The 25,657-nt window shown below is 37.6% G+C and carries 25 protein-coding genes and 1 other annotated feature; of the genes, 21 read left to right on the top strand and 4 right to left on the bottom strand.

The annotated features are described in order from the left end of the window. Positions 1 to 2 precede the first annotated feature (2 nt). Together aspS and JFU23_RS09950 are read left to right on the top strand one after the other, a co-directional pair. A complete protein-coding gene (aspS, locus tag JFU23_RS09955; RefSeq protein WP_002015297.1) occupies positions 3 to 1,778 on the top strand; it encodes an aspartate--tRNA ligase in 1,776 nt (591 codons plus the stop codon). Positions 1,779 to 2,122: 344 nt separating this feature from the next. After that, entirely contained in the window at positions 2,123 to 2,890 is a 768-nt protein-coding gene (locus tag JFU23_RS09950; protein WP_000903181.1) for a tRNA threonylcarbamoyladenosine dehydratase, read from the top strand. Positions 2,891 to 3,047: 157 nt separating this feature from the next. On the opposite strand, the gene JFU23_RS09945 is transcribed toward JFU23_RS09950, so the two are convergent. Then, positions 3,048 to 3,689, bottom strand: coding sequence for an RsfA family transcriptional regulator (locus JFU23_RS09945; RefSeq protein WP_201031815.1), 642 nt, complete (start codon positions 3,687 to 3,689; stop codon positions 3,048 to 3,050). 37 nt (positions 3,690 to 3,726) lie between these two features. Continuing rightward, positions 3,727 to 5,013: a replication-associated recombination protein A gene (locus JFU23_RS09940; protein WP_201031814.1), complete on the bottom strand. Its 1,287-nt coding sequence runs from the start codon at positions 5,011 to 5,013 to the stop codon at positions 3,727 to 3,729. A gap of 394 nt (positions 5,014 to 5,407) precedes the next feature. Between JFU23_RS09940 and cymR the strand changes: the two genes are divergently transcribed. The 7 genes from cymR (at position 5,408) to JFU23_RS09905 (ending at position 11,814) form a co-directional block, all read left to right on the top strand. Beyond that, positions 5,408 to 5,824, top strand: a complete 417-nt coding sequence (gene cymR / locus JFU23_RS09935) for a cysteine metabolism transcriptional regulator CymR (protein WP_000704117.1) — start codon at positions 5,408 to 5,410, stop codon at positions 5,822 to 5,824. 35 nt (positions 5,825 to 5,859) lie between these two features. Next, positions 5,860 to 7,005 carry a cysteine desulfurase family protein gene (locus tag JFU23_RS09930; protein WP_201031813.1) on the top strand — a complete coding sequence of 382 codons (1,146 nt, stop codon included), beginning with the start codon at positions 5,860 to 5,862 and terminating at the stop codon, positions 7,003 to 7,005. Between the two features lie 16 nt (positions 7,006 to 7,021). Further along, complete coding sequence (gene mnmA, locus JFU23_RS09925; protein WP_002088752.1) at positions 7,022 to 8,137, top strand: tRNA 2-thiouridine(34) synthase MnmA; 1,116 nt, start codon at positions 7,022 to 7,024, stop codon at positions 8,135 to 8,137. 110 nt (positions 8,138 to 8,247) lie between these two features. Next, complete coding sequence (locus tag JFU23_RS09920; protein ID WP_201031812.1) at positions 8,248 to 8,907, top strand: tetratricopeptide repeat protein; 660 nt, start codon at positions 8,248 to 8,250, stop codon at positions 8,905 to 8,907. 107 nt (positions 8,908 to 9,014) lie between these two features. Beyond that, positions 9,015 to 11,351, top strand: a complete 2,337-nt coding sequence (gene recD2 / locus JFU23_RS09915; RefSeq protein ID WP_201031811.1) for an SF1B family DNA helicase RecD2 — start codon at positions 9,015 to 9,017, stop codon at positions 11,349 to 11,351. Between the two features lie 127 nt (positions 11,352 to 11,478). Further along, positions 11,479 to 11,667: a hypothetical protein gene (locus JFU23_RS09910; protein ID WP_002015288.1), complete on the top strand. Its 189-nt coding sequence runs from the start codon at positions 11,479 to 11,481 to the stop codon at positions 11,665 to 11,667. A gap of 18 nt (positions 11,668 to 11,685) precedes the next feature. Next, complete coding sequence (locus JFU23_RS09905) at positions 11,686 to 11,814, top strand: YrzQ family protein (protein ID WP_002015286.1); 129 nt, start codon at positions 11,686 to 11,688, stop codon at positions 11,812 to 11,814. A 36-nt stretch (positions 11,815 to 11,850) separates the two neighbouring features. Here JFU23_RS09905 and JFU23_RS09900 read toward each other — a convergent pair whose 3' ends face one another. After that, a complete protein-coding gene (locus JFU23_RS09900; RefSeq protein ID WP_002015285.1) occupies positions 11,851 to 12,063 on the bottom strand; it encodes a hypothetical protein in 213 nt (70 codons plus the stop codon). 177 nt (positions 12,064 to 12,240) lie between these two features. On the opposite strand from JFU23_RS09900, the gene JFU23_RS09895 reads away from it, so the two are divergent. Then, on the top strand, positions 12,241 to 13,308 hold the full coding sequence (locus JFU23_RS09895) for an AI-2E family transporter (RefSeq protein WP_201031810.1): 1,068 nt from the start codon (positions 12,241 to 12,243) through the stop codon (positions 13,306 to 13,308). 38 nt (positions 13,309 to 13,346) lie between these two features. On the opposite strand, the gene JFU23_RS09890 is transcribed toward JFU23_RS09895, so the two are convergent. Further along, entirely contained in the window at positions 13,347 to 13,691 is a 345-nt protein-coding gene (locus tag JFU23_RS09890) for a PH domain-containing protein (protein ID WP_002129215.1), read from the bottom strand. Positions 13,692 to 13,928: 237 nt separating this feature from the next. After that, positions 13,929 to 14,147, top strand: a binding site (T-box leader). Positions 14,148 to 14,188: 41 nt separating this feature from the next. Between JFU23_RS09890 and alaS the strand changes: the two genes are divergently transcribed. From alaS to JFU23_RS09835, 11 genes are all read left to right on the top strand, one after another. Continuing rightward, positions 14,189 to 16,831, top strand: a complete 2,643-nt coding sequence (alaS, locus tag JFU23_RS09885) for an alanine--tRNA ligase (protein ID WP_002015283.1) — start codon at positions 14,189 to 14,191, stop codon at positions 16,829 to 16,831. A gap of 78 nt (positions 16,832 to 16,909) precedes the next feature. Further along, positions 16,910 to 17,176 (top strand): IreB family regulatory phosphoprotein, encoded by a 267-nt coding sequence (locus tag JFU23_RS09880; RefSeq protein WP_000348591.1) that lies wholly within the window; start codon positions 16,910 to 16,912, stop codon positions 17,174 to 17,176. A gap of 3 nt (positions 17,177 to 17,179) precedes the next feature. Next, positions 17,180 to 17,593, top strand: coding sequence for a Holliday junction resolvase RuvX (gene ruvX, locus JFU23_RS09875; RefSeq protein WP_001221204.1), 414 nt, complete (start codon positions 17,180 to 17,182; stop codon positions 17,591 to 17,593). Positions 17,594 to 17,605: 12 nt separating this feature from the next. Beyond that, on the top strand, positions 17,606 to 17,884 hold the full coding sequence (locus JFU23_RS09870; RefSeq protein ID WP_002034112.1) for a DUF1292 domain-containing protein: 279 nt from the start codon (positions 17,606 to 17,608) through the stop codon (positions 17,882 to 17,884). Positions 17,885 to 18,125: 241 nt separating this feature from the next. Continuing rightward, positions 18,126 to 19,196, top strand: a complete 1,071-nt coding sequence (gene mltG, locus JFU23_RS09865; protein WP_085312413.1) for an endolytic transglycosylase MltG — start codon at positions 18,126 to 18,128, stop codon at positions 19,194 to 19,196. A gap of 215 nt (positions 19,197 to 19,411) precedes the next feature. Next, positions 19,412 to 20,053 carry an O-methyltransferase gene (locus tag JFU23_RS09860; RefSeq protein WP_002034114.1) on the top strand — a complete coding sequence of 214 codons (642 nt, stop codon included), beginning with the start codon at positions 19,412 to 19,414 and terminating at the stop codon, positions 20,051 to 20,053. Between the two features lie 7 nt (positions 20,054 to 20,060). Beyond that, entirely contained in the window at positions 20,061 to 20,990 is a 930-nt protein-coding gene (locus JFU23_RS09855) for a peptidase U32 family protein (RefSeq protein WP_002138432.1), read from the top strand. Between the two features lie 18 nt (positions 20,991 to 21,008). Next, positions 21,009 to 22,289: a peptidase U32 family protein gene (locus JFU23_RS09850; RefSeq protein WP_002015275.1), complete on the top strand. Its 1,281-nt coding sequence runs from the start codon at positions 21,009 to 21,011 to the stop codon at positions 22,287 to 22,289. A 17-nt stretch (positions 22,290 to 22,306) separates the two neighbouring features. Next, on the top strand, positions 22,307 to 22,945 hold the full coding sequence (gene udk / locus JFU23_RS09845; RefSeq protein ID WP_002015274.1) for a uridine kinase: 639 nt from the start codon (positions 22,307 to 22,309) through the stop codon (positions 22,943 to 22,945). Positions 22,946 to 23,221: 276 nt separating this feature from the next. Then, complete coding sequence (gene greA, locus JFU23_RS09840) at positions 23,222 to 23,698, top strand: transcription elongation factor GreA (RefSeq protein WP_078213491.1); 477 nt, start codon at positions 23,222 to 23,224, stop codon at positions 23,696 to 23,698. 92 nt (positions 23,699 to 23,790) lie between these two features. Then, positions 23,791 to 25,545 carry a peptidoglycan D,D-transpeptidase FtsI family protein gene (locus JFU23_RS09835; protein WP_201031809.1) on the top strand — a complete coding sequence of 585 codons (1,755 nt, stop codon included), beginning with the start codon at positions 23,791 to 23,793 and terminating at the stop codon, positions 25,543 to 25,545. The last annotated feature ends 112 nt before the right edge of the window (positions 25,546 to 25,657 follow it).

Raw genomic sequence — 25,657 nt, 5'->3', positions numbered from 1 at the left:
AAGTGGCTGAAAGAACACATGCATGCGGGAAAGTAACAGTAGAAGCGGTTGGACAAACAGTTCAATTAAAAGGTTGGGTACAAAAACGCCGTGATTTAGGTGGATTAATCTTTATCGACTTACGTGACCGTACAGGTATCGTACAAGTTGTATTTAATCCAGAAACATCAAAAGAAGCGTTAGAAGTAGCAGAAACGATTCGTAGCGAATACGTATTGCACGTAGAAGGTACAGTTGTTGAACGTGGTGAAGGCGCAATTAATGATAATATGGCAACTGGTCGTATTGAAGTACAAGCATCGAAAGTAAATGTATTAAACGCAGCGAAAACAACGCCAATCATTATTGCTGATGATACAGATGCATCAGAAGATGTGCGTTTAAAATATCGTTACTTAGACTTACGTCGTCCTGCAATGTTCAACACATTCAAAATGCGTCATGACGTAACGAAAACAATTCGTAACTTCTTAGATACAGAAGAGTTCTTAGAAGTTGAAACACCAATTTTAACGAAGAGCACGCCAGAAGGAGCTCGCGACTATTTAGTACCAAGCCGTGTGCATGATGGTGAATTTTATGCATTACCTCAATCTCCGCAGCTATTTAAACAGCTTCTTATGGTCGGTGGATTTGAGCGTTACTATCAAGTAGCACGTTGTTTCCGTGACGAAGATTTACGTGCGGATCGTCAACCGGAATTCACGCAAATTGATATCGAGGCATCATTCTTAACACAAGATGAAATTTTAGAAATGATGGAGCGTATGATGACGAAAGTCATGAAGGATGCAAAAGGTGTAGAAGTTAGTGCACCATTCCCTCGTATGAAATATGCTGATGCAATGGCTCGCTTTGGTTCTGATAAGCCGGATACACGCTTTGAAATGGAACTAAAAGACCTATCTGAATTTGCAGTAGGTTGTGGATTTAAAGTATTTACAAGTGCTGTAGAAAACGGCGGACAAGTAAAAGCGATTAACGCAAAAGGTGCAGCGAGCAAATACTCTCGTAAAGACATCGATGCATTAACTGAATTCGCCAAAGTATACGGTGCAAAAGGTCTAGCTTGGCTTAAAGTTGAAGAAGACGGCTTAAAAGGACCGATTGCGAAATTCTTCGGTGAAGAAGAGGCAAACGTGTTAATGAGTACATTAGAAGCGGATGCTGGTGACTTATTACTATTCGTAGCAGATAAGAAAAGTGTTGTTGCAGATAGCTTAGGTGCACTTCGTTTACGTCTAGGTAAAGAACTTGAGTTAATTGACGAAAGTAAATTTAACTTCCTATGGGTAACTGATTGGCCACTTCTTGAGTACGATGAAGATGCAGATCGTTACTTCGCAGCTCACCACCCATTCACAATGCCATTCCGTGAAGACGTTGAGTTATTAGAAACAGCACCAGAAAAAGCACGTGCACAAGCATATGACCTTGTATTAAACGGTTATGAGCTTGGTGGTGGATCACTTCGTATTTACGAGCGTGACGTACAAGAAAAAATGTTCAAAGCACTTGGATTCTCACAAGAAGAAGCACAAGAACAATTCGGATTCTTATTAGAAGCATTCGAATACGGTACACCACCACACGGCGGAATCGCATTAGGTTTAGACCGTCTTGTTATGTTACTTGCAGGTCGTACGAACCTTCGTGATACAATTGCATTCCCGAAAACAGCAAGCGCAAGCTGCTTATTAACAGAAGCGCCAAGCCCAGTTGCAGAAGCTCAGCTTGAAGAGCTAAGCTTAAAATTGAGCTTGAAAGAAGAGAAGTAAGAATAGAGTCTAGATGGTTATACTATAGCCGTCTAGGCTTTTTTTATAGAGGTTGTTTAAAAAGTCCGGTTTAGATAACTGTTGCATCTCATCGTTACGTATGCTAGTCCGGTGCTCGAGTAGTATCCCTACACTGTGCTTCTCCTAGCATAAGTGCCTCGATCTGCTCGGTTCTCTAAATCCTCCTTTTTAAACGTATATGTAAGAAAAAAGTCCGGTTTACATTATGTTTTCCTTGTTTGAAATATGTATTTTTAGGAATTCTATAACTTTTTCTATACAAATAGTCGGAAAAACGCTAGAATACATGGTAGACCATTTTTGTAATAGGAGTGTAGAGCTGAATGTTACATCAATTTTCACGTAATGAATTAGCCTTTGGAAAAGAAGGCCTTGAAATATTAAAAAATAGTACAGTCGGTATTTTAGGTATTGGCGGTGTAGGATCATTTTCGGCAGAAGCGTTAGCACGTTCTGGCGTAGGACGTCTCGTATTAGTTGACAAAGATGTTGTAGATATTACAAACGTAAACCGTCAAATTCACGCGTTAGTATCTACTGTAGGACGTTCAAAAGTAGAATTAATGAAAGAGCGTATTGCAGATATTAATCCAGAGTGTGAAGTAATTGGGCTAGAGATGTTTTATACAGATGAAACATATGAAGAGTTCTTTAAACACGGTTTAGATTTCGTAGTAGATGCATCTGATACGATTACGTTCAAAATTCATTTAATTAAACAATGTTTACGTCGTAAAATCAAAATTATCTCATGTATGGGTGCGGCAAATAAAATGGACCCAACTCGTTTCCGTATTGCGGACATTTCTAAAACACATACAGATCCAATTGCGAAAGTAATTCGTACGAAGCTTCGTAAAGATGGTATTAAAAAAGGTGTAAAAGTTGTCTTCTCTGACGAAAACCCAATCGTAATTCGTGAAGAAGTACGTAAAGAAATCGTACCAGACGAAAATGCAAAAATTCGTAAAGCGAAATTACCACCTTCTTCAAATGCGTTCGTACCATCTGTGGCTGGTTTAATTATGGCAAGTCACGTTGTACGTGAGCGTATTAAAAACGTAGAAGTGAAGCGTGTAGGGCAAGAATAAAAGGAAAGCATATATCCATTTCGGATATATGCTTTTTGTATGTTTTAAAGAAATGTCGATGTCGAATCGTTAATATAATTTCATTTACTGTGGTGCTTTTTCACTAAGGGAAAATAAACAGGGATGTCACTTAGTTGAAAAAGTGGCATCCCTGTTTTTAGTTTTCTGCAGAATATATAATATCTAAATTTCCATTTTGATCGGTTTTGAAAATCGGAGCAATTTGCTCTTCTTGTTCTTCAACTGAAACAAGTTTTCGAGCACGATCCATAATTCTAACAAGCATTGCATAATCTTCTTCGATTGCTTGTTGTTTTTTTGTGAGAACAGCTAATTTTGCTTCAAGTTCATTATTCATTTTTTGCAGGGAAGTGAGCTGATCTTGTAATACGTCATTTTCAGTTTGTAACTTTGCGAGTGAAGGGTTATTGTGCTCCAAGTTTTGCAAAAATGAGATGACATTTTGCATTGTAAGATCTTGTTTATTTGGGACAATATCTTCTGAAAACTCGGCATCGATTACGAGCTGCCGAGTTTGTGAGAACAGCTCTTTTTCTATTTTAGCTTCCGAACGCTTTAATTCTTTACGTTGTTTTTTTGCGATTTGCACCGCATCTTCATAATATGGTCTTACTTCAGCATTCCATCTAAAGCCACAAGCTGCTGAAGTTCGGTTTAATGTATCACCAACTTCATCGAATGCTTTTATTTGTGTACTTCCGCTGCGAATATGTCGTAAAACAGTTTCTGCTAAAAGGAGATCGTCTTCTTTTGTCCATGCATCTTGACGTGTTTTCATAAGCGAACCCTCCGTAATGGTGACGTTTTCGCTTATATTACCCTTTATTCTTCGTTTTATGCGAACTTTGTAATCTTTCATAAACAGTAGAAAGTGCTTGTTCAAATTTTCCTGTCGTTTTCGGTTTATAATATTGCTTGTTTTTAATTTTATCAGGTAAGTATTGTTGTTGTACCCAGCCATTTGGGTGATCGTGTGGATATAAGTATTCGATGCCTCTTCCTAACGATTCGGCTCCTTTATAATGACTATCTTTTAAATGACTTGGAATATCGCCTGTTTGGCCATTACGTAAATCGTGTAGTGCGGCATCGAGTGCTTTATAGGCCGAGTTTGATTTCGGTGATAGACAAAGTTCAATAACAGCATTTGCAAGTGGTATGCGTGCCTCTGGGAAGCCGACCCGTTCAGCTGATTCAATCGCTGCAAGTGTACGTTGTCCAGCTTGTGGGCTAGCAAGTCCGATATCTTCATATGCCATAATAAGCAGACGTCTACCGATGCTTTGTAAGTCACCAGCTTCGATAAGACGTGCTAAATAATGAAGTGCGGCGTTCACATCACTTCCGCGTACTGATTTTTGAAAAGCAGATAAAACGTCATAGTGAGCATCGCCACCTTTGTCGTGAACGAAACTCTTTTTCTGTAAGCATTCTTCTGCGATTTCAAGTGTAATTTCCGCTGCCTTGTCGTCAGTTGTAAAGCTAGATAAAACAGCTAGTTCAAGTGCATTATAAGCTGAGCGCATATCTCCGCCTGACGCATTTGCAAAGTGATGTAATGCTTCATCCGTAACAGTTACATCATATTCCCCAAGCCCTTTTTCTTTATCTTCAAGCGCTCGTTTTAAGCCAATTAAAATATCATCTTCTGTTAATGCGTGTAATTCGAAGATTTGACAACGACTTCGAATAGCAGAATTAATAGCATGGAACGGATTGCTTGTCGTTGCACCAATTAAAGTAAGAAGTCCGCTTTCTAAATGGGGTAATAGAAAGTCTTGCTTCGCTTTATCTAGCCTATGAACTTCATCCAAAATTAAAACGAGGTGCCGATGCATCTTCGCTTCTTGTACGACAACTTCCATATCTTTTTTATTATGAGTAACAGCGTTTAAGAGGCGAAACAGGGTTCCAGTACTTCCTGCAATTGCGCTAGCGATTGATGTTTTTCCTGTGCCTGGAGGACCATATAAAATCATTGATTGAAAATGATTTGCTTGGACCATACGCCATAAAATCTTGCCTTCACCAACTAAATGCTGTTGTCCGATAATTTCTTGAATATTTGTAGGGCGCATTCGATGTGCGAGTGGTTGTTTCATTTGACCCTCTCCCTTAATGTATAATCTCATTCTATCGTATCATTTTTTTTGATGAAATTTGAAATAGGATGCTGTTTTGTGGGGAAAATGAATATGAATATTCCTATTTTTCTTTCAATTGTAATAATTTCCGAGTTTTTCAATGTGATTTTATGTTATCATTTTGATACACAAGTTGAAATTTCTTATAATACTATATTATGCTATAATTTCATAGGATTTTAAATTGTGTTCTTTTATAAAGTGAAACTTTAATTAGTGGGGGGTTTGTTCATCCCCCACCTAACTTCTTTACTCCAGCCGAATTTTGAGGTGGGAGTTTTACTGCCCGCAAATAGCGGGATAAATAAGATATAACCAATAGAAGTGAAAATTTGAAATGAGGTGCAAATAGATGAAGATTTCAACGAAAGGCCGCTACGGCTTAACAATTATGATCGACCTTGCAAAAAAGTTTGGTGAAGGCCCAATTTCATTAAAATCAATTGCACAGGCACATGACCTATCTGAGCATTACTTAGAGCAATTAATTTCACCACTTCGTAACGCTCGTCTTGTAAAGAGTACGCGCGGGGCATATGGTGGATATGTATTATCTGATCAGCCAGTCAACATTACAGCTGGAGATGTAATCCGTGTACTAGAGGGTCCAATTAGTGTTGTAGAAATGATAGAAGAAGAAGAACCAGCACAACGCCAATTATGGATGCGTGTTCGTGATGCAGTGCAAGAAGTATTAGATAGTACAACTTTAGAAGATTTAGTACGTTATGAGGAAGAAAATCACGGGGGCTATATGTTTTACATTTAATTCCTTGTGAAACGATTTGGAAAGAAGGAGATTTAATGGAACGCATTTACTTAGATCATGCTGCGACATCTCCGACTCACCCAGAAGTGGTCGAAAAGATGATTCCATATATGACAGAAACATTTGGAAACCCGTCTAGTATTCACTTTTATGGGCGTCAAACGCGCCATGCGGTAGATGAGGCGAGACGTGTGTGTGCACGTAGCATTCACGCGAGTCCAAATGAAATTATATTCACGAGCGGTGGTACAGAAGCTGATAATTTAGCACTTATAGGTGTAGCGCGTGCGAATCGTCATAAAGGTAACCACGTTATTACAACGCAAATTGAACATCATGCGATTTTGCATACGTGTGAATTGTTAGAGCGTGAAGGATTTGAAGTGACGTATTTACCTGTTGATGAAACAGGGCGTGTTCAAGTTTCTGACATACAAAAGGCACTAACGGAAGAGACGATTCTTGTATCTATTATGTTCGGGAATAATGAAGTAGGGACAATACAACCAATTGTGGAAATAGGAAAGTTGTTAAAAGAGCATCAAGCTTATTTCCACACAGATGCTGTACAAGCTTACGGTTTAATAGAAATAGATGTGAAAGAGTTTGGTATTGATTTATTATCGATTTCCGCTCACAAAATTAACGGCCCAAAAGGTGTAGGGTTCCTATATGCTGGTGCAAATGTGAAATTTGAACCGTTATTAATAGGCGGAGAGCAAGAAAGAAAACGTCGTGCTGGTACTGAAAATGTACCTAGTATTGTTGGACTTCAACATGCAGTTTCGCTAGCTGAAAAAACTCGTGAGCAAAAAAATGCCCAATATGAAGAGTTTAAAGATATAATGGTATCTGTCTTCAAAAATGAGGACATTCATTTCGAGGTAAACGGAGACTTAGAATATCGCTTACCACATGTGTTTAATATAAATTTTACAGGAATGAATATTGAACCGTTTCTTGTAAACCTAGACTTAGTTGGTATTGCAGTATCAAGTGGTTCTGCTTGTACAGCTGGTTCGATTGATCCATCACATGTATTAGTGGCGATGTTCGGAAAAGACTCCGATCAAATACGTTCATCCGTACGCTTTAGTTTCGGACTTGGAAATACGAAAGAGCAAATTGAAAAAGCGGCGTACGAAACAGTGAAAATCGTGAAGCGATTAACACAAAATTAGCATGGGAGGTGACATGATGAACAAACTACCTCAAGAAACACGCGTTGTCATCGGGATGTCCGGTGGCGTCGATTCATCTGTAGCAGCTCTTTTATTAAAAGAGCAGGGTTATGATGTAATCGGAATTTTTATGAAAAACTGGGATGATACAGATGCAAATGGTGTCTGCACAGCAACAGAAGATTACAATGATGTAATTGAAGTGTGTAACCAAATCGGCATTCCGTATTATGCAGTAAACTTTGAAAAACAATACTGGGATAAAGTATTTACGTACTTTTTAGATGAGTACCGAGCTGGTCGTACACCAAACCCAGATGTAATGTGTAACAAAGAAATTAAATTTAAAGCATTTTTAGAGCATGCAATTGCACTTGGTGCTGATTATGTAGCAACAGGTCATTATGCACGCGTTGCTTATATGGACGGCGAATATAAAATGCTTCGCGGCGTTGATGACAATAAAGATCAAACATATTTCTTAAATCAATTAAGCCAAGAGCAACTATCAAAAACAATGTTCCCATTAGGTGAATTAAAGAAACCACAAATTCGCGAAATGGCGACAGAAGCTGGTTTAGCGACAGCGGCGAAGAAAGATAGTACTGGTATTTGCTTCATCGGTGAGCGTAACTTTAAAGATTTCTTAAGTAACTATTTACCGGCGCAACCAGGTGTAATGCAAACATTATCTGGTGAAGTGAAAGGGAAACATGATGGTTTAATGTATTATACAATTGGACAACGTCATGGCCTTGGTATTGGTGGTAATGGTGATCCGTGGTTTGCTGTTGGAAAAAACTTGAAAGAAAACATTTTATATGTTGATCAAGGATTCCATAACGAACTTCTATATGGTGATGAAGTTATTGCTACGAATGTAGGCTGGGTAAGTAATAAAGCGAAGGAAAAAGAATTTACGTGTACAGCGAAATTCCGTTATCGTCAAGCAGACAATAAAGTAACGGTTCAAATCGTTGATGAAAATACAGTTCGTATTCTTTGTGATGAGCCAATTCGTGCGATTACGCCAGGCCAAGCAGTTGTTTTCTATGATGGAGATGAGTGCTTAGGCGGCGCTACAATTGATGAAGTATATCATAGTGGTAAGAAATTAGATTATTTAGGATAACACGAGAAGCCTCTGCCGATTAGCGGTTAGAGGTTTCTTTTACATAAAGCGAATTTTCGTTCGCTTGGAAAATACATTCTTTGTTATAATTTGTTGTAGAGGTGAAGGATATGTCAAACAAACTTGAAACAGGTATTAAATATATGCAAGAAGGAAACTGGGAAGAAGCAGCTAAAAATTTCACAGAAGCAATCGAAGAAAATCCGAAAGATGCGCTTGGATACATTAACTTTGCGAATTTATTAGATGTATTAGGTGATAGTGAGCGAGCAATTGTATTTTATAAACGTGCATTAGAATTAGATGGTAAATCTGCTGCTGCTTATTATGGCTTAGGAAATGTATATTACGGTCAAGAGCAATTTGCAGAGGCGAAGGCTGTATTTGAACAAGCGATGCAAGTGGGATTACAATCAGCTGACGTAACATTTATGTTAGGTATCACACATGTGCAACTTGGAAATGATCGTCTTGCACTTCCATTTTTACAAAGAGCGACGGAATTAGATGAAGGCGATGTAGAAGCTGTTTTCCAATGCGGACTTTGCTTCGCACGACTAGAACATATTCAAGAGGCAAAACCTTATTTTGAAAAGGTGTTAGAAATGGATGAAGAGCATGCAGATGCGTATTACAATTTAGGTGTTGCGTACATATTCGAGGAGAATAACGAGAAAGCTCTTACTTTATTTAAGAAAGCGACTGAAATTCAAGCAGACCACTTTTTAGCTGGTAATGGTATTCGTTTATTAGAGCAAGAAGCTGAATAAAGGGAACTTATAGTTTAATGCGCAGTTACCCCTCATCTAAAGATTGTGAAAGAGGTGGGGGATGTACTGCTCATTAAAGTGAAAAGAACTCGGAAAGGAGAGGCAATATGGGAAATCAACATGCAATGGATTTGTTTGAGGAAGAAAAAAAATTTATAAAAGCGCAAGTTCTTCATACCATTTTCCACAACGAAGAAAACCTCTATTCCGTTGTCAGTATGAAAGTCATTGAAACGAATGAAACATACGACGAAAAAAAAGTAATGATAAACGGTCATTTTCCCCGTATGCATGAAGATGAAGTGTTTACATTAACAGGTCATTTTAAAGACCACCCAAAGTATGGAAAACAATATTTAGTTGAAACGTTTAAAAAAGAACTGCCACAAACAAAAGCAGGTATGGTGCAATATTTAGCGAGCGATTTATTTAAAGGGATTGGAAAGCGTACAGCTGAAAAAATCGTGGACCATCTTGGTGAGCATGCGATTTCTAAAATTATGGATGATCCGGATGCGTTAAGTGGTGTTGTAAACAAGCAAAAAGCGCAGGAAATATATGAGACGATTATTGAGCATCAAGGGCTCGAGAAAGTGATGAGTTTTTTAAATGGTTACGGTTTTGGAACAAAACTTTCTATTAAAATTTATCAGCAATATAAAGAGATGACATTAGAAGTGATTCGTAATAATCCGTATAAACTTATTGAAGAAGTGGACGGAATTGGATTTGGAAGAGCAGATGATATAGGGCGTGCAATCGGAATAACGGGCAATCACGACGACCGTGTACGTGCAGGGTGTTTTTATACGTTAGAGAATATTTCATTACAACTCGGTCACGTGTATATGGAAAAAGGTCAGCTTGTAAGAGAAACGATGTCACTTTTAAATAATCAAGAAGGCAGAGTGACTGAGGAAGATATTGTAGGCTGCGTTGAAATGATGCAAAGCGAAGGGAAAGTCATTATAGAAGAAGAGCGAGTGTATTTAGCTTCTTTATTCTATTCTGAGAAAGGCGTTGTAAAGTCAATTCGTCGTCTTATGAATCAAGAAGAAACCCCTGCATTCCCTGAAGCAGAAGTGTTAAAAACATTAGGAGAAATTGAAGAACAGCTAAAGGTACAGTATGCGCCGCTTCAGCAAGAAGCAGTTCAAACTGCACTTCATAAGCCGATGATGTTATTAACAGGTGGACCAGGGACGGGGAAAACAACAGTTATTAAAGGAATTGTTGAAATGTATGCGTCACTTCACGGAGTATCATTAAATCCGAATGAATATAGTGATGATAATCCATTTCCAATATTATTAACGGCCCCAACTGGAAGAGCGGCGAAGCGCATGAGTGAATCGACAGGACTTCCAGCTTGCACAATTCATCGTCTGCTTGGATGGACGCCAGAAGGATCTTTTCAGCGCAATGAAACAGACCCTGTACAAGGGAAGCTCCTTATTATTGATGAGTTTTCGATGGTAGATATTTGGCTTGCAAATCAATTGTTTAAATCCTTGCCGACGAACATCCAAGTAATCGTTGTAGGTGATGAAGACCAATTACCATCGGTAGGACCTGGACAAGTGTTGAAAGATTTATTAAATGCAGGTGCCATTCCAACGGTAAAACTCACAGAAATTTATCGTCAGGCAGAAGGTTCGTCTGTTATTCAGCTTGCCCATGCGATAAAAGACGGGACGCTCCCGCCAGATTTAGCACAAAATAAAAAAGATCGTTCATTTATCAGCTGTGCAGGTGCTCAAATTGTTGAGGTTGTTAAAAAGGTTTGTGAAAATGCTAAGACAAAAGGCTTTAGTGCAAGAGATGTACAAGTGTTGGCACCAATGTACCGCGGACCAGCAGGTATTAATGTGTTAAATGAAGCTCTTCAAGAAGTGTTTAATCCGAAAAAAGAAAAGAGTAAAGAAATTGCCTACGGTGACGTTGTATACCGCAGAGGTGATAAAGTACTTCAATTAGTCAATCAGCCGGAAAGCCAAGTGTTTAATGGTGATATTGGAGAAATTGTTTCAGTATTTTATGCGAAAGAAAATTTCGAGCAACAAGATATGATTATCGTTTCATTTGATGGAATTGAAGTAACATATACAAAGCCGGATTTAAATCAAATTACGCATGCCTATTGCTGCTCGATTCATAAATCACAAGGTAGTGAATTCCCAATAGTTATTATGCCAATTGTAAAGAGCTACTACCGTATGTTACGTCGTAATTTAATTTACACGGGTATTACAAGGAGTAAGAAATTCCTTATTATTTGCGGGGAGGAAGCAGCGTTTCAATCCGGTGTAAATCGCCTTGATGATGCAATGCGTCAAACGACTTTAGCTGGCCGATTGCAAGAATCACAAGGAGAAGTGCAGATGGTGACGGTTAATGGTGAAGAAATGGACGTGGAAAACATTTCACCGTATGATTTCATGTAACAAGGTGAAATTATATAGTGAACCTTTCAAACGTATAACGTTGAAAGGTTCTAGCAATGTATAAATGAATGCAGTTTGGACATAATGGCGAATAGAATCTGGGAGACTGTAAGGAGATGAAAGCCATATGTTCAGTTGTCCAAATTGCAAAGGGAAAGACATCGGAAAAATAGGTGTCAACCAATTTTATTGCTGGAATTGTTATATCGAATTATCGGTTTCAAAGGGGAAAATCCATACACATCAAGTAGAGGAAGATGGTTCATTAAGCTCTCTTGATGATTTATTTGATGATAATGAAAGAACGATCGGATAACGAAAAGGGGGATTTACTTTGAATCTACGCAATTCATTAATCGCATTAGGTGTTGGAGCTGCAGCGTATCAATATGCTCGCAAACAAGATGTATTCTCAAAACGCAATGTAAAAAAAGCACGTAAGATGATTAAGTCTTATTTATAAGGCGTAAAAAACTCCCTTTATGATAAGGGAGTTTTTTTATGCGCTTGTATGCAAATATAAAAGTCCGATTTCAGAGAAGAGATAAGATAAACCGTAGCATCCAACGCCAAGCATTCCATAATGCCATAAGTGCTTAGCTCTTTCCTTTCGTGAGGAACGAATAAAGAAGCCTTTCCAAATACCAAACCCGATACAAATCCATTCAAGAAGCATAAAAAGTGCGGATAATGCAAGCATAAATAAGATCATTATGAGCCCTCCTGATTATATTTTGACATTTTGTATTTTCAAGGGGTGGTTGTCCTTATTATGTTAAATATATGTATGTCTTTAAAAAACAGTAGGGTCTGTATAAAAAGATTTTAAAACTTTTGCACATAACCTAACCTATTTATTTTCAAAATAAAGATGGAGGAGGTTTTTCGTGTGAAGAATCTTAAAATCATTTGGATATATCGTTTAGGATTATTGTTACTCGTTTTTCTTTGTTTGCTCGTCTTTTTAAAAATTAAGCCACTATGGGCACCGATTATTTTTGTATTTAAAGTGGCAATCACACCGTTCTTTATTGCTTGTTTTATTGCTTATTTATTACACCCTTTAATTGAAAAAATCCATAAGGAAGGAATGCCACGCACACTTGCTATTTTGCTCATTTATATTCTTTTCTTTGGCGGAATTGGCTATGGAATTTATAAAGGAACGCCAGTTGTTATTAAACAGTTACAAGAAATTAATGAACAATTTCCGCAGTTTACAAAAATGTACGATTCTTGGATGGATGGAGTTACAGAACAAACAGCGAATTTCCCATCATTTATTCATGAAAAGGTGAAACAAATTTTTGGTGGTGTAGAAACGAAGATTCAAGCGCTTTTAAATAAAGTCATGAGCACAGCTCGTGGTGTACTGGATTCGTTACTCATTATTTTCTTAATTCCGTTCATTGTATTTTACATATTAAAAGATTACGGTGAGTTTTATCATATATTTTGGAAATTAGTCCCGAGTAAGTGGCGTAGTACGGGGCAAATGCTTGCGAAAGAAATTGATAAATCACTCGGAAGTTATATTCGAGGGCAGTTATTTGTTTGCTTAGTATTAGGGGGAGTATCTGTTCTTTCTTTTTGGTTTATCGGTATGAAATATCCATTGCTGCTCGGCATTATTATTGGGGTAACGGATATAATCCCGTACTTTGGTCCTATTTTAGGGGCGATTCCGACGTTGATGATTGCAGCAACGGTATCAACGAGTTTACTCATTAAGGCGGGAATTACGATTGCTATTTTGCAATTTTTGGAAAGTAACATTTTATCGCCTTACATCGTTGGTAAGTCGCTTCGTATGCATCCTGTGATCATTATGTTTGCATTACTAGTAGGGGGAGAAGTTGCGGGGATTGTAGGATTACTAATATCGGTTCCTATTTTAGCGGTCATTCGGACAGTGGTCGTTCATGTGAGGCCTCTTTTGAAAAAAGAAGATGTGTAATATGATAGCCCTCTACTTATAAAAGTAGAGGGCTATCATTATTTAGAGAGTTGCTCGTGTATTTGTTGAACGAGAGAGCTTATATCATTTGTTTGAATATGTTTTATTTTTTTCCATTCATTATCGTACATAAATATAATTTGATTGCTGAAAAGGCGCTTTTGCTCTTTTAGATTAGAAATGTTTGCAAAAGAGTACTCTTCAAATATTGGGTTCTTACTTACATCTGGTCCATAAAAGAAGAGCCGTTTGTTCGTTAAAATTAACAGTCCTGGTCTTGCGACGGAACGATATATAAATATATTTAATGAGCATGCTGCATAAAAAAGGATTTTTTCATCAGTTGTTAACATTTCTTTAGCTTGATTCAATAAGGTTGTCATTGTAATCGCTCCTTTATTGTTAATAATTTAATTATAACAAATAATGTAATATTTAGAAAATTGTATAAAGTATTTTTTGAGAGGATATTCCTATTTAGTAATAAATGCATAATATATTTAAAGGCTGTTAAGAATGAATAGTAGAATAACTATGATTAATAAGCAATTGATACAATATAAATGATTATCTACATTGACAAACTTAAGAGAATTCTATTATATTTAGTCATATAATACATTAAATCAATGACGGAACAAGTACGTTACAGTCCATTTGTAGAGAGAAGCTTCCACTGGCTGAAAGGAGCTTTAAATGAAGGGTAACAGAAAGCTAATCCTGAGAGCAGCTAATCACTGCCGTCTTGCCACGTTACGGCACCATGAGGTGATGAATTGATTGTTATAATAATCAATTCATAATTAGGGTGGTATCGCGAGTTAACTCTCGTCCCTTTTATTAGGGGCGGGAGTTTTTTATATTTAAGGAGGAAAATACAATGAAACAACTAACAGGCGCACAAATTCGTCAAATGTTTTTAGACTTTTTCCAAGAAAAAGGACATGCAGTAGAACCAAGTGCATCACTAGTTCCTCATGAAGATCCATCTCTGTTATGGATTAATAGTGGTGTAGCGACATTAAAGAAATATTTTGATGGTCGTGTAATCCCACAAAATCCACGTATTACAAATGCACAAAAATCAATTCGTACAAACGATATTGAAAACGTTGGGAAAACGGCTCGTCACCATACATTCTTTGAAATGTTAGGGAACTTCTCAATCGGTGATTACTTCAAAGAAGAAGCAATTACTTGGGCTTGGGAATTTCTAACGAGCGACAAATGGATCGGATTCGATAAAGAATTACTATCTGTTACAATTCATCCGGAAGATGAAGAAGCATTCACAATTTGGAATGAGAAAATGGGTGTTCCAAAAGAACGCATCATCCGTTTAGAAGAAAACTTCTGGGATATCGGTGAAGGACCAAGTGGACCGAATACAGAAATTTTCTATGACCGCGGTGAATCTTACGGTAATGACTTTAGTGACCCAGAATTATATCCGGGCGGAGAAAACGAGCGTTACTTAGAAGTATGGAACCTTGTATTCTCTCAATTTAACCATAATCCAGACGGTTCATATACGCCGCTTCCTAAGAAAAACATCGATACAGGGATGGGTCTAGAGCGTATGACATCTATCGTTCAAGATGTACCTACGAACTTTGATACAGACCTATTCATGCCGATGATTGGTGCAACAGAATCAATTTCTGGTGAGAAATATCGTAATGGCGATTTAGAAAAAGATATGGCGTTTAAAGTAATTGCTGACCATATCCGTACAGTAACATTCGCTGTTGGTGACGGTGCTCTTCCATCTAACGAAGGCCGTGGTTATGTATTACGTCGTTTATTACGCCGTGCTGTTCGTTATTCTAAGAAATTAAACATTAACCGTCCGTTCATGTTTGAATTAGTACCGGTTGTTGGAGAAGTAATGAAAGACTTCTATCCAGAAGTACTTGAAAAGAAAGATTTCATCGCAAAAGTTGTGAAGAATGAAGAAGAGCGTTTCCATGAAACACTTCATGATGGTGAATCAATTTTAGCTGAAGTAATTGCAAAAGCGAAAGAAGAAAAAACAACTGTTATTTCTGGCGTAGATGCGTTCCGCCTATACGACACGTACGGTTTCCCAATTGAATTAACAGAAGAATATGCAGAAGAAGCTGGTATGACAGTTGATCAAGCGGGCTTTGAAAATGAAATGGAGAAACAACGTGAGCGTGCACGTGCTGCTCGTCAAGATGTTGATTCTATGCAAGTTCAAGGCGGTGTACTTGGTGAAGTTAAAGTAGCGAGCGAATTCGTTGGTTACGGTACAGTTGCAACAGAAAGTAACGTTGTTGCACTTGTGAAAAATGGTGAGTATACAGATAGCTTACAAGCAGGTGAAGAAGGACAATTAATGCTTGATGTAACGCCATTCTACGCTGAGAGCGGTGGGCAAATTGCAGACCGTGGTTATCTTCTTGCTGACGGCGTGAAAGTTGTTGTAAAAGACGTACAAAAAGCACCAAATGGTCAAAACTTACACAAAGTTGTTGTTGAAGAGGGTACATTAACGAAAGAAGCGGCTGTAAAAGCTCTTATCGATACGAAAAACCGTAGTAGCGTTGTGAAAAACCATACAGCAACTCACTTACTGCACCAAGCATTAAAAGATATACTTGGAACGCATGTTAACCAAGCGGGTTCTCTTGTAACATCTGAACGTTTACGTTTTGACTTCTCTCACTTCGGTCAAGTACAAGCTGATGAATTAGAAAAAATTGAGCGTATCGTAAACGAAAAAATTTGGGAAAGTATTGATGTTGCGATTTCTCAAAAAGCAATCGAAGAAGCGAAAGAAATGGGTGCAATGGCATTATTCGGTGAAAAATACGGTGATGTTGTACGCGTTGTACAAGTAGGCGATTACAGCTTAGAGCTTTGCGGTGGTTGTCACGTTGATAACACAGCTTCTATTGGTATTTTCAAAATCGTTGCTGAGTCTGGTATCGGTGCAGGAACTCGTCGTATTGAGGCGGTAACTGGTAAGTCTGCATACGAATTAATGAACGATCAAGTAGGTTTATTAAAAGAAGCAGCAGGAAAAATGAAAACAAATCCAAAAGATATTTTAACAAGAGTTGATGGTTTATTTACTGAAGTAAAACAACTTCAAAAAGAAAACGAATCTCTTGCTGCGAAATTAAGCAATATCGAAGCTGGAAACTTAACTGATTCAGTAATGACAGTTGATGGCGTGAACGTATTAGCGGCGAAAGTAAATGTTGCAGATATGAACAACTTACGTACAATGATGGATGACCTTAAAAATAAATTAGAGTCTGCAGTTGTTGTATTAGCGTCTGTAAATGACGATAAGGTAAACATTTTAGCTGGCGTAACGAAAGATTTAATTAGTCAAGGTTACCATGCGGGTAAACTTGTGAAAGAAGTAGCTTCTCGTTGTGGAGGCGGCGGTGGTGGCCGTCCTGATATGGCACAAGCAGGCGGTAAAAACCCAGCGCAAGTAGAGGAAGCTTTAGCGTTTGTACAAGAGTACGTTAAATCTGTTTCAAAATAAAGAGATAGTAGTGTACAATGGTAGGGAGAGGAGAAGTTCTTCTCCCTATACTTACTACTTACAAGTGAGGTGCTTGAAATGGACGGTTTTGATAAGACAATGAAGTTTAGCATTCAAGATGAAAAACAGAGTGTCCATGTAAATGATGTACTTTTAACTGTGTATGATGCACTTCAAGAAAAAGGTTATAATCCGATTAACCAAATCGTCGGTTATTTATTAAGTGGAGATCCAGCATACATACCTCGCCATAAAGATGCACGAAGCATCGTTCGCAAGCTTGAACGTGATGAGATAATTGAAGAGCTTGTGAAGTCTTACTTGAAACATCATCGTGAGGAGTAGTTTATGCGGATATTAGGTTTAGATGTTGGTACTAAAACAGTCGGTGTTGCAATGAGCGATGAAATGGGCTGGACAGCACAAGGGCTGGAAACAATCAGGATTAACGAAGAACGAGGCCACTTTGGTTTTGACCGTATTTCTGAGTTGGTAAAACAGTACAATGTGGACAAAATAGTAGTAGGTTTACCTAAAAATATGAATGGTACAATCGGCCCTCGTGGTGAAGCGTGCCAGCAATTTGCAGAAAACCTGCGAAATCTGTTACAATTAGAAGTTGTAATGTGGGACGAGCGTTTGTCGACGATGGCAGCGGAACGTCTGCTCATTTCAGCTGATGTGAGCCGTAAGAAGCGAAAACAGGTAATCGATAAGATGGCTGCAGTCGTGATCTTACAAGGATTTTTAGATAGTAAATAAGAGGTGACCAAAATGGAAGAAAATCAAATTACAATTGTAGACGAAAAAGGAAACGAACATTTATGTGAAATTATTTTCACTTTTGATGCTGAAAAATTCGGCAAAAAATCTTACGTAGTCTTCTCTCCAATCGGTGAAGTAGACGAAGATGGAGACCAAATCTTCGATGCAATGGCATATGAGCAAAGTGAAGAAGAGGGCGGAACATTACTTTCAATTGAATCTGAAGAAGAGTGGGAAATGGTACAAGAAATGTTTAACACTCTTGCTGATGAGCAAGAAGAAGAATAGTAATGGATAAAAAGGCGAACTGTGTACACAGTTCGCCTTTTTTGTATTCATATGCAAAATGACAGATTTTTTGTCGAAACTACTTAATTGTTTATAGTATAATAAGACGGGTTGTATGAAAAAAGGCTTTAAATACGTAGCTGTCACCGATTATTTAGAAATGATTGGTTTTGCTTTATGTTTGTAGGGCATTGTATAGAGGAAGTGTATACGGTCTACAATTGAATAAGGAGGAAGAATTTTGGTAGAGAATCAAGTGAAGAAGAAGCGTAGACGCATTTTTTTAATTTCGATTATCGCACTGCTTTTAGTTTGTGGATCAGTCTATGCGTATATTTCATCTGCATTAGGGCCAGTTGATAGCGAGAATAAAAAAGAGATTGAGGTAGAGATTCCAAAGGGGTCATCTACAAGTAAAATCGGTGAGATTTTAGAAGAAAAAGGTGCTGTGAAAAGCAGTACAGTTTTTAGTTTTTATACGAAATTTAAGTCGAAAAGCTTACAAGCAGGTACATATTTATTAAATCCTTCGATGAGCGCCAACGATGTCATTGAACAAATGTCATCTGGCAACGTACATCGTCCGGCTCTTTATAAAGTGACGATTAAAGAAGGGGCACAAGTAACTGAAATTGCTGAAGTGATTGCGGCAGAATTAAAGTGGAATAAAGATGATGTTGTGCGTCAATTAAACGATAAAGCATTTATCCAAAAAATGCAGCAAAAGTATCCGAAGCTACTAACGGATAAAATTTTTGATAGTAACATTAAATATCCACTAGAAGGATACTTATATCCAGCAACGTATTCTTTCTATAAAAAGGATACAAAATTAGAAGAAATTGTAATCCCGATGCTTGAGAAAACAAATGCAATTATTGTTCAAAATGAGGCGAAAATGAAAGCGAAGAACTGGGATGTTCATCAACTTCTCACGTTGTCTTCACTTATTGAAGAAGAGGCTACTGGCTTTACTGATCGCCAAAAAATCTCTAGTGTTTTCTATAATCGTTTAGCGAAAGGTATGCCGCTTCAAACGGATCCGACGGTATTATACGCACTTGGAAAGCATAAACAACGTGTATTATACGAAGACTTGAAAGTAAACTCACCGTACAATACGTATGTTGTGAAAGGGTTGCCGGTTGGACCGATTGCAAACTCTGGTAAACATTCAGTGGAAGCAGCGTTAGATCCTGCGCAAACAGATTATTATTATTTCTTAGCTGCACCAAGTGGTGAAGTGTATTATGCGAAAACATTAGAAGAACATAATGCATTAAAGCAAAAATACATTACGAAAAAACAGTGAAATGGGGAGGGATAGCGAAAAGGGTCGCATATCCCTCTTTTTTGTGGTAAAATATATCGGGTTAAAAACTGGCAGAAGAATCGTTTTTAATATCAAAACGGGACGTACAAGCTAAGGGTGAAACTGGCTTGTATTTTTATTGCATTCTATGTGTGAAAAGACAAAGGTTGACGCGTCATAGAGGCACTTCTCCATGTAAATAAGGAGGACCAATTATGGAGGATGCAGTTAACGAGTACCTATTATCATTTATTGATCCAAAAGATAAATTAATTCTTGAAATGGAAGAGTATGCAACTGAAAACCATGTGCCGATTATGGATCGACTTGGAATGGAATTTATGCTGCAATTTTTACGTTTAATTGGACCGGAAAGTATTTTAGAACTTGGAACAGCAATCGGTTATTCTAGTATTCGTATGATGCAAGCTATTCCGAACTCTCGCATTGTGACAGTAGAGCGCAATCGTGAACGATATGAAAAGGCACTTGAATATATAGAATGTTCCTCGGTAACAGACCGTATTTCTGTTATTTACGGTGATGCTTTAGAAACGGGCGAACAAGTGAAAGAACATGGAACATTTGATGTTATTTTTATTGATGCAGCGAAAGGGCAGTATCGTCGCTTTTTTGACTTATACGAACCGTTATTAAATCCTGGTGGCGTTATTATTTCAGATAACGTTATGTACCATGGTCTTGTGACGACAAAAGAGAAAATTGAAAATAGACGTACCCGTGGTTTGATTCGTCGTATTAAGACGTACAATGAATGGCTTATGAATCATGAAGGATATGATACAACGATTTTCCCAATTGGCGATGGAGTGGCTGTAAGTAAAAAGAGAGGGTGACAAAAGTATGAAGAAACCTGAATTGTTAGTAACGCCTAGAGCGGTGGCGGATATTGAACCTCTTGTGAAAGCAGGGGCAGATGCAGTAATGGTTGGTGAACAAAAGTTTGGTTTACGTTTGGCAGGAGAGTTTTCACGTGAAGATGTGAAACAAGCTGTAAACATTGCACATGAAAATGGTGTGAAAGTATACGTTGCAATGAATGCGATGTTCCACAATGATAAAGTAGAAGAATTAACGGACTATGTTGCCTTTTTAAATGAGGTAAATGTAGATGCGATTGTTTTCGGAGATCCAGCGGTATTAATGGCTGTTCGTGAAGTTGCACCAAATATGCAACTTCACTGGAATACAGAAACGACAGCAACAAACTGGTTTACTTGTAACTATTGGGGGCAAAGAGGAGCGAAACGCGCTGTATTAGCTCGTGAGCTTAGCTTAGATGAAATTGCTGAATTAAAAGAAAATGCTGAAGTGGAACTTGAAGTACAAATTCACGGTATGACTTGCATGTTCCAATCGAAGCGTTCACTAGTAGGAAACTACTTTGAGTATCAAGGGCGTAATCTCGACATCGAAAAGAAAAAGTATGAAGAGAATATGTTCTTATACGACCCGGAACGTAATAACAAATATCCAATTTATGAAGATGAAAATGGTACTCACATTATGAGTCCGAATGATATTTGTTTCATCGATGAGTTAGAGGAACTAATCGATGCTGAAGTCGATAGCTTAAAAATTGATGGTGTCCTAAAAAGTTCTGAGTACATTATTGAGGTAACGAAGAAATATCGTAAGGCGATTGATTTATGTGTAGAAGATCGTGATGCGTATTATGACGTGAAAGATGATTTATTTAAAGAGATAGAAGAAATACAACCGGTAAATCGTCCGTTAGATACAGGATTCTTCTTTAAAGAAACGGTTTACTAAACGAGGAGGGTGTAGGAAATGACTGTACAAGAAATTTCACGAGTGATCGATGGCAAACGCGTTATTGTGAAAAAACCTGAACTGTTAATCCCTGCGGGTAACTTAGAAAAATTAAAAGTAGCTATCCATTATGGGGCAGATGCTGTATATTTAGGTGGACAAGAATTTGGTCTTCGTTCTAATGCAGGTAACTTTACGCTGGAAGACATGGCAGAAGGCGTTGAATTTGCAAAGAAATATGGAGCAAAAATATACGTAACAACAAATATTTTTGCACATAATGAAAATATGGATGGGCTAGAGGAATATTTAAAAGGGATTGAAAAAGCTGGCGTAACGGGAATTATCGTTGCCGATCCGCTTATTATTGAGACATGTAAACGTGTAGCTCCTTCTGTTGAGGTGCATTTAAGTACACAACAATCACTATCCAACTGGAAAGCAGCACAGTATTGGAAAGAAGAAGGTTTACATCGTCTTGTATTAGCTCGTGAAGCAAGCTATGAAGAAATGAAAGAAATTAAAGAAAAAGTTGATGTTGAAATTGAAGCATTCGTCCATGGTGCAATGTGTATCGCGTATTCAGGGAGATGTACATTAAGTAACCATATGACAGCGCGTGACTCTAACCGTGGTGGTTGTTGTCAATCTTGCCGCTGGGATTATGATTTAGTTCAAACGGTATCACAACATAAAGATGCAAAAGAGCTTCCTCTATTCCAAGAAGAAGATGCTCACTTTGCGATGAGCCCAAAAGATTTAAATTTAATCTTATCAATTCCGAAAATGATTGAAATTGGAATTGATAGCTTAAAAGTTGAAGGACGTATGAAATCTATCCATTACGTAGCGACTGTAGCAACTGTATATCGTAAAGTAATTGATGCGTATTGTGCGGATCCGGATAACTTTGAGTTTAAACAAGAATGGTTAGATGAACTTGATAAATGTGCAAATCGTGATACAGCTCCTGCATTCTTTGAAGGGGTTCCAGGACATCAAGAGCAAATGTTTGGAAATCATAGTAAGAAAACAACGTATGATTTTGCTGGTTTAGTGTTAGATTATAATGAAGAAACGGGCATCGTAACGCTTGAGCAACGTAATCACTTCAAACCAGGACATGAAGTGGAGTTCTTTGGGCCAGAAATAGAAAACTTTACGCAAACGGTGGAGAAAATTTGGGATGAGGATGGAAACGAATTAGATGCAGCGAGACATCCGTTGCAAATCGTGAAATTCAAAGTGGATCAACCAGTGTATGTGAATAATATGATGCGCAAAAACATACTTCAATAAGAAAGAGTGGTAGTCGAATGGGGACGAATAAGCCTGTTGTAATTGGAATCGCTGGTGGTTCAGGATCAGGAAAAACAAGTGTAACGAAAGCGATTTTTGACCATTTTAAAGGTCATTCCATTTTAATCTTGGAGCAAGATTATTATTACAAAGATCAAAGCCATTTACCAATGGAAGAACGTTTAAAAACAAATTACGATCATCCGTTAGCGTTTGATAATGATTTGTTAATTGACCATTTGCAGCAGTTGCTTGCATATGAGCAAGTGGAAAAGCCTATATATGACTATACATTGCATACGCGTTCAGAAAAAATTATTCCAGTTGAGCCGAAAGATGTAATCATTTTAGAAGGAATTCTTATTTTAGAAGACCCACGTCTTTGTGAGTTAATGGATATTAAGGTGTTCGTTGATACAGATGCAGACCTTCGTATTTTACGCCGCATGCAGCGCGATATTGAAGAGCGCGGTCGTACAATGGATTCAGTTATCGACCAATACGTAAACGTTGTACGTCCAATGCATAATCAATTTATTGAGCCTTCTAAGAAATTCGCGGATATTATTATCCCTGAAGGTGGACAAAACCATGTTGCAATTGATATTATGGTTACAAAAATTGCAACAATTCTTGAACAAAAAGTAAATTTGTAATAGCATAGTAAAAGATATACGATAGGAAGGGATTTTTTCCCTTCTTATCGAATACAATGAAACATGAAACCTCACCTACCAATAGGTGAGGGCATATTTATATCAACTTTCCATACATACCTTCTTTATATAAGGAAGAATTGGAGAATAAGGGGTTGTATGTGACAACTCCACTAGTGCTACGTGTGCTAGAAACCTCCGCTATATAAGCGGAGGAGTTTTCATATGGAACTCCTCTTTTTTTCGGGGGATTGGTATATAAAAGGAGTGGAAAACATGGCAACAGAAAAAACATACCCTATGACGCAAGAGGGTAAGCAAAAACTAGAGAACGAAGTTGAACAATTAAAAACAGTAAGACGTAAAGAAGTTGTAGAGCGTATTAAGATCGCACGTAGCTTCGGAGATCTTTCAGAGAACTCTGAGTATGATGCAGCGAAAGATGAGCAAGCATTCGTAGAAGGACGTATTACACAACTTGAAAACATGATTCGTAATGCGGTTATCATTGAAGACAATGGTGAAGAGTCTACAGTTGTAACATTAGGTAAAACAGTAATATTTAAAGAGTTACCAGGTGGAGACGAAGAAGCGTACATAATCGTAGGTAGCGCAGAAGCCGATCCATTTGAAGGAAGAATTTCTAACGATTCTCCAATCGCAAAAAGCTTATTAGGTAAGCAAATTGGTGAGAAGGTAGCAATCCAAACACCAGGTGGAGAAATGCAAGTAGAGATTATCTCTGTAAAATAACGTAAAAAATCACTTGTGTAAAAACGAGTGATTTTTTATTTGTATAAAAGGTGAAACACCTCGTCTAAACTACAATAGACGAGGTGTTTTTTATGAAAATGAAACGGAGAATTATAATTGTTTTAATTTGTTTTATAGGTGTGATTTTTTTATTACTTTGTCGTTTAATCCAAATACAGATTATAGATACGGAATCATTTACTGACCGAAATATCAATCTGATTGAAAAAAGTGTTACGCAACGAACACAATCACTTACAGTAGATAATGGAAGAGGGCATTTTACAGATCGAAATGGTAAGGAAATTGGTGAAGAGAAATATCCAGTCTTAATTGTTTTTCCATTTTTACAAATAAAAAATGACATGTTAGAGAAAATTGCGCATATCATTGGTGTGTCGAGACAAGAGATAAGACTGCAAATGAAAAATAAGAATCAAGCATTTATATTACGAAAGGAGAATACCCCATTTCAATTAACGCTCGAGCAGATGAAGAAGGTAAATCAATTAGATATTTTAGGTATTGTAGCAGCAGAAGTTCGACTGAAGCAAATGGGGGAGGCAAATCATTTAATTGGTGATGTGGGAGAGAATGAACAGGAATTTCAAAAGCGTTATGGAGAAATGAAAAAAACTTCGAAACAAACGCCAATTGGTATTTCTGGATTGCAACAATCATTTGATGAATTTTTACTGACTGATGGAGAAGCGAAAGTACTATATCAAGTGGATCGACAAGGAGAACCGATTTTTGGGAAGCAGGCGAAATACACTTCACCAGGAAATCCATTTTATCCAGTTACTATTCAAACAACAATACATAAAACGTTGCAACGACGAGCAGAGAAGATTATAGATGAAAACGGAATAAAAAAAGGTGGGTTAGTATTACTAGACATAAAGAATAGTGAAGTTTTAGCAATGGTAAGTAGGCCTTCTTTACAGATGAATGATAGGAGGATATATAAATCTACACTTGAAAATCAAATGTTAACTCCTCATTTTCCGGGGTCTGTTTTTAAAACAGTAGTTGCAGCAACAGTAATCGATGAGAATTTGGTGCGGTTTAATCGTACATTTAACTGTAATACGGATTTATACGGTGAAAATCTTCCACAAGTTATGATGGGGTCATTAAACTTTAAGGAAAGCTTTGCTAGAAGCTGTAATCGAACGTTTGCCGTATTAGGTGATGAACTAATGCAAAAGGATAGGGAAGTATTAGAAACGTATTTAGAGGCCTTAGGAGCAAGTGAGAAGGTAGGTTGGAAAGGTTCAGTGTTTCATACACCAGAATTTGAGCAATTGCCAGAAGAAAAGAGTGCTATTATTTGGGGAAGCGAAGAAAATAAAGATAGTAGAAAAGCGATTGCTCAAACGATGGTCGGACAAAAAGATGTACGTGTGTCACCTCTAGCTATAGCGAATATGATGGCGACAATTGCTAGAGGTGGAGAGAAGATGGAAGTGAAAGCTGTGAAAAAAATAGTGTATAAAAATGGAACCGACTTTTTTGCATTTGAAAATCATAAATTAAATGGGAAACAGCTTTCTTATGAAACGATGAAAAAATTACAACAGTTGTTAAGAGCCGTTGTAACGATGGAGAAAGGAACGGGAACAGCATTCCGTTCGTTGCCACTAACTGTCGCTGGAAAATCTGGGACGGCACAAACAGGAAAAGGAGAGAGGGTGAATCGCTGGTTTGCAGGTTATTTTCCATATGAAAACCCAAGATATGCTTTAGTTGTAGTTGATATAGAAACAGATAGTAATGAAAATGTAGTCACACCAGTTTTTGCAGAAATGGTAGAGGCAATTCATCAATTAGAAATTGAAAAGTAATCTTGCAATTATTTATGAAATGTTTTCATTTCGTGAAAATATTATTGTAAATGTTCAACCTTTCTAGATTTAATGTTACAATAGCAAGTATGAAAAACTGCATGGAGGTTTG

It is taken from the genome of Bacillus sp. TH50 (genome assembly GCF_016650565.1).
GTDB classification, from domain to species: Bacteria; Bacillota; Bacilli; order Bacillales; family Bacillaceae_G; genus Bacillus_A; species Bacillus_A mycoides.
This window is presented reverse-complemented; position numbering and strand designations above follow the sequence as displayed.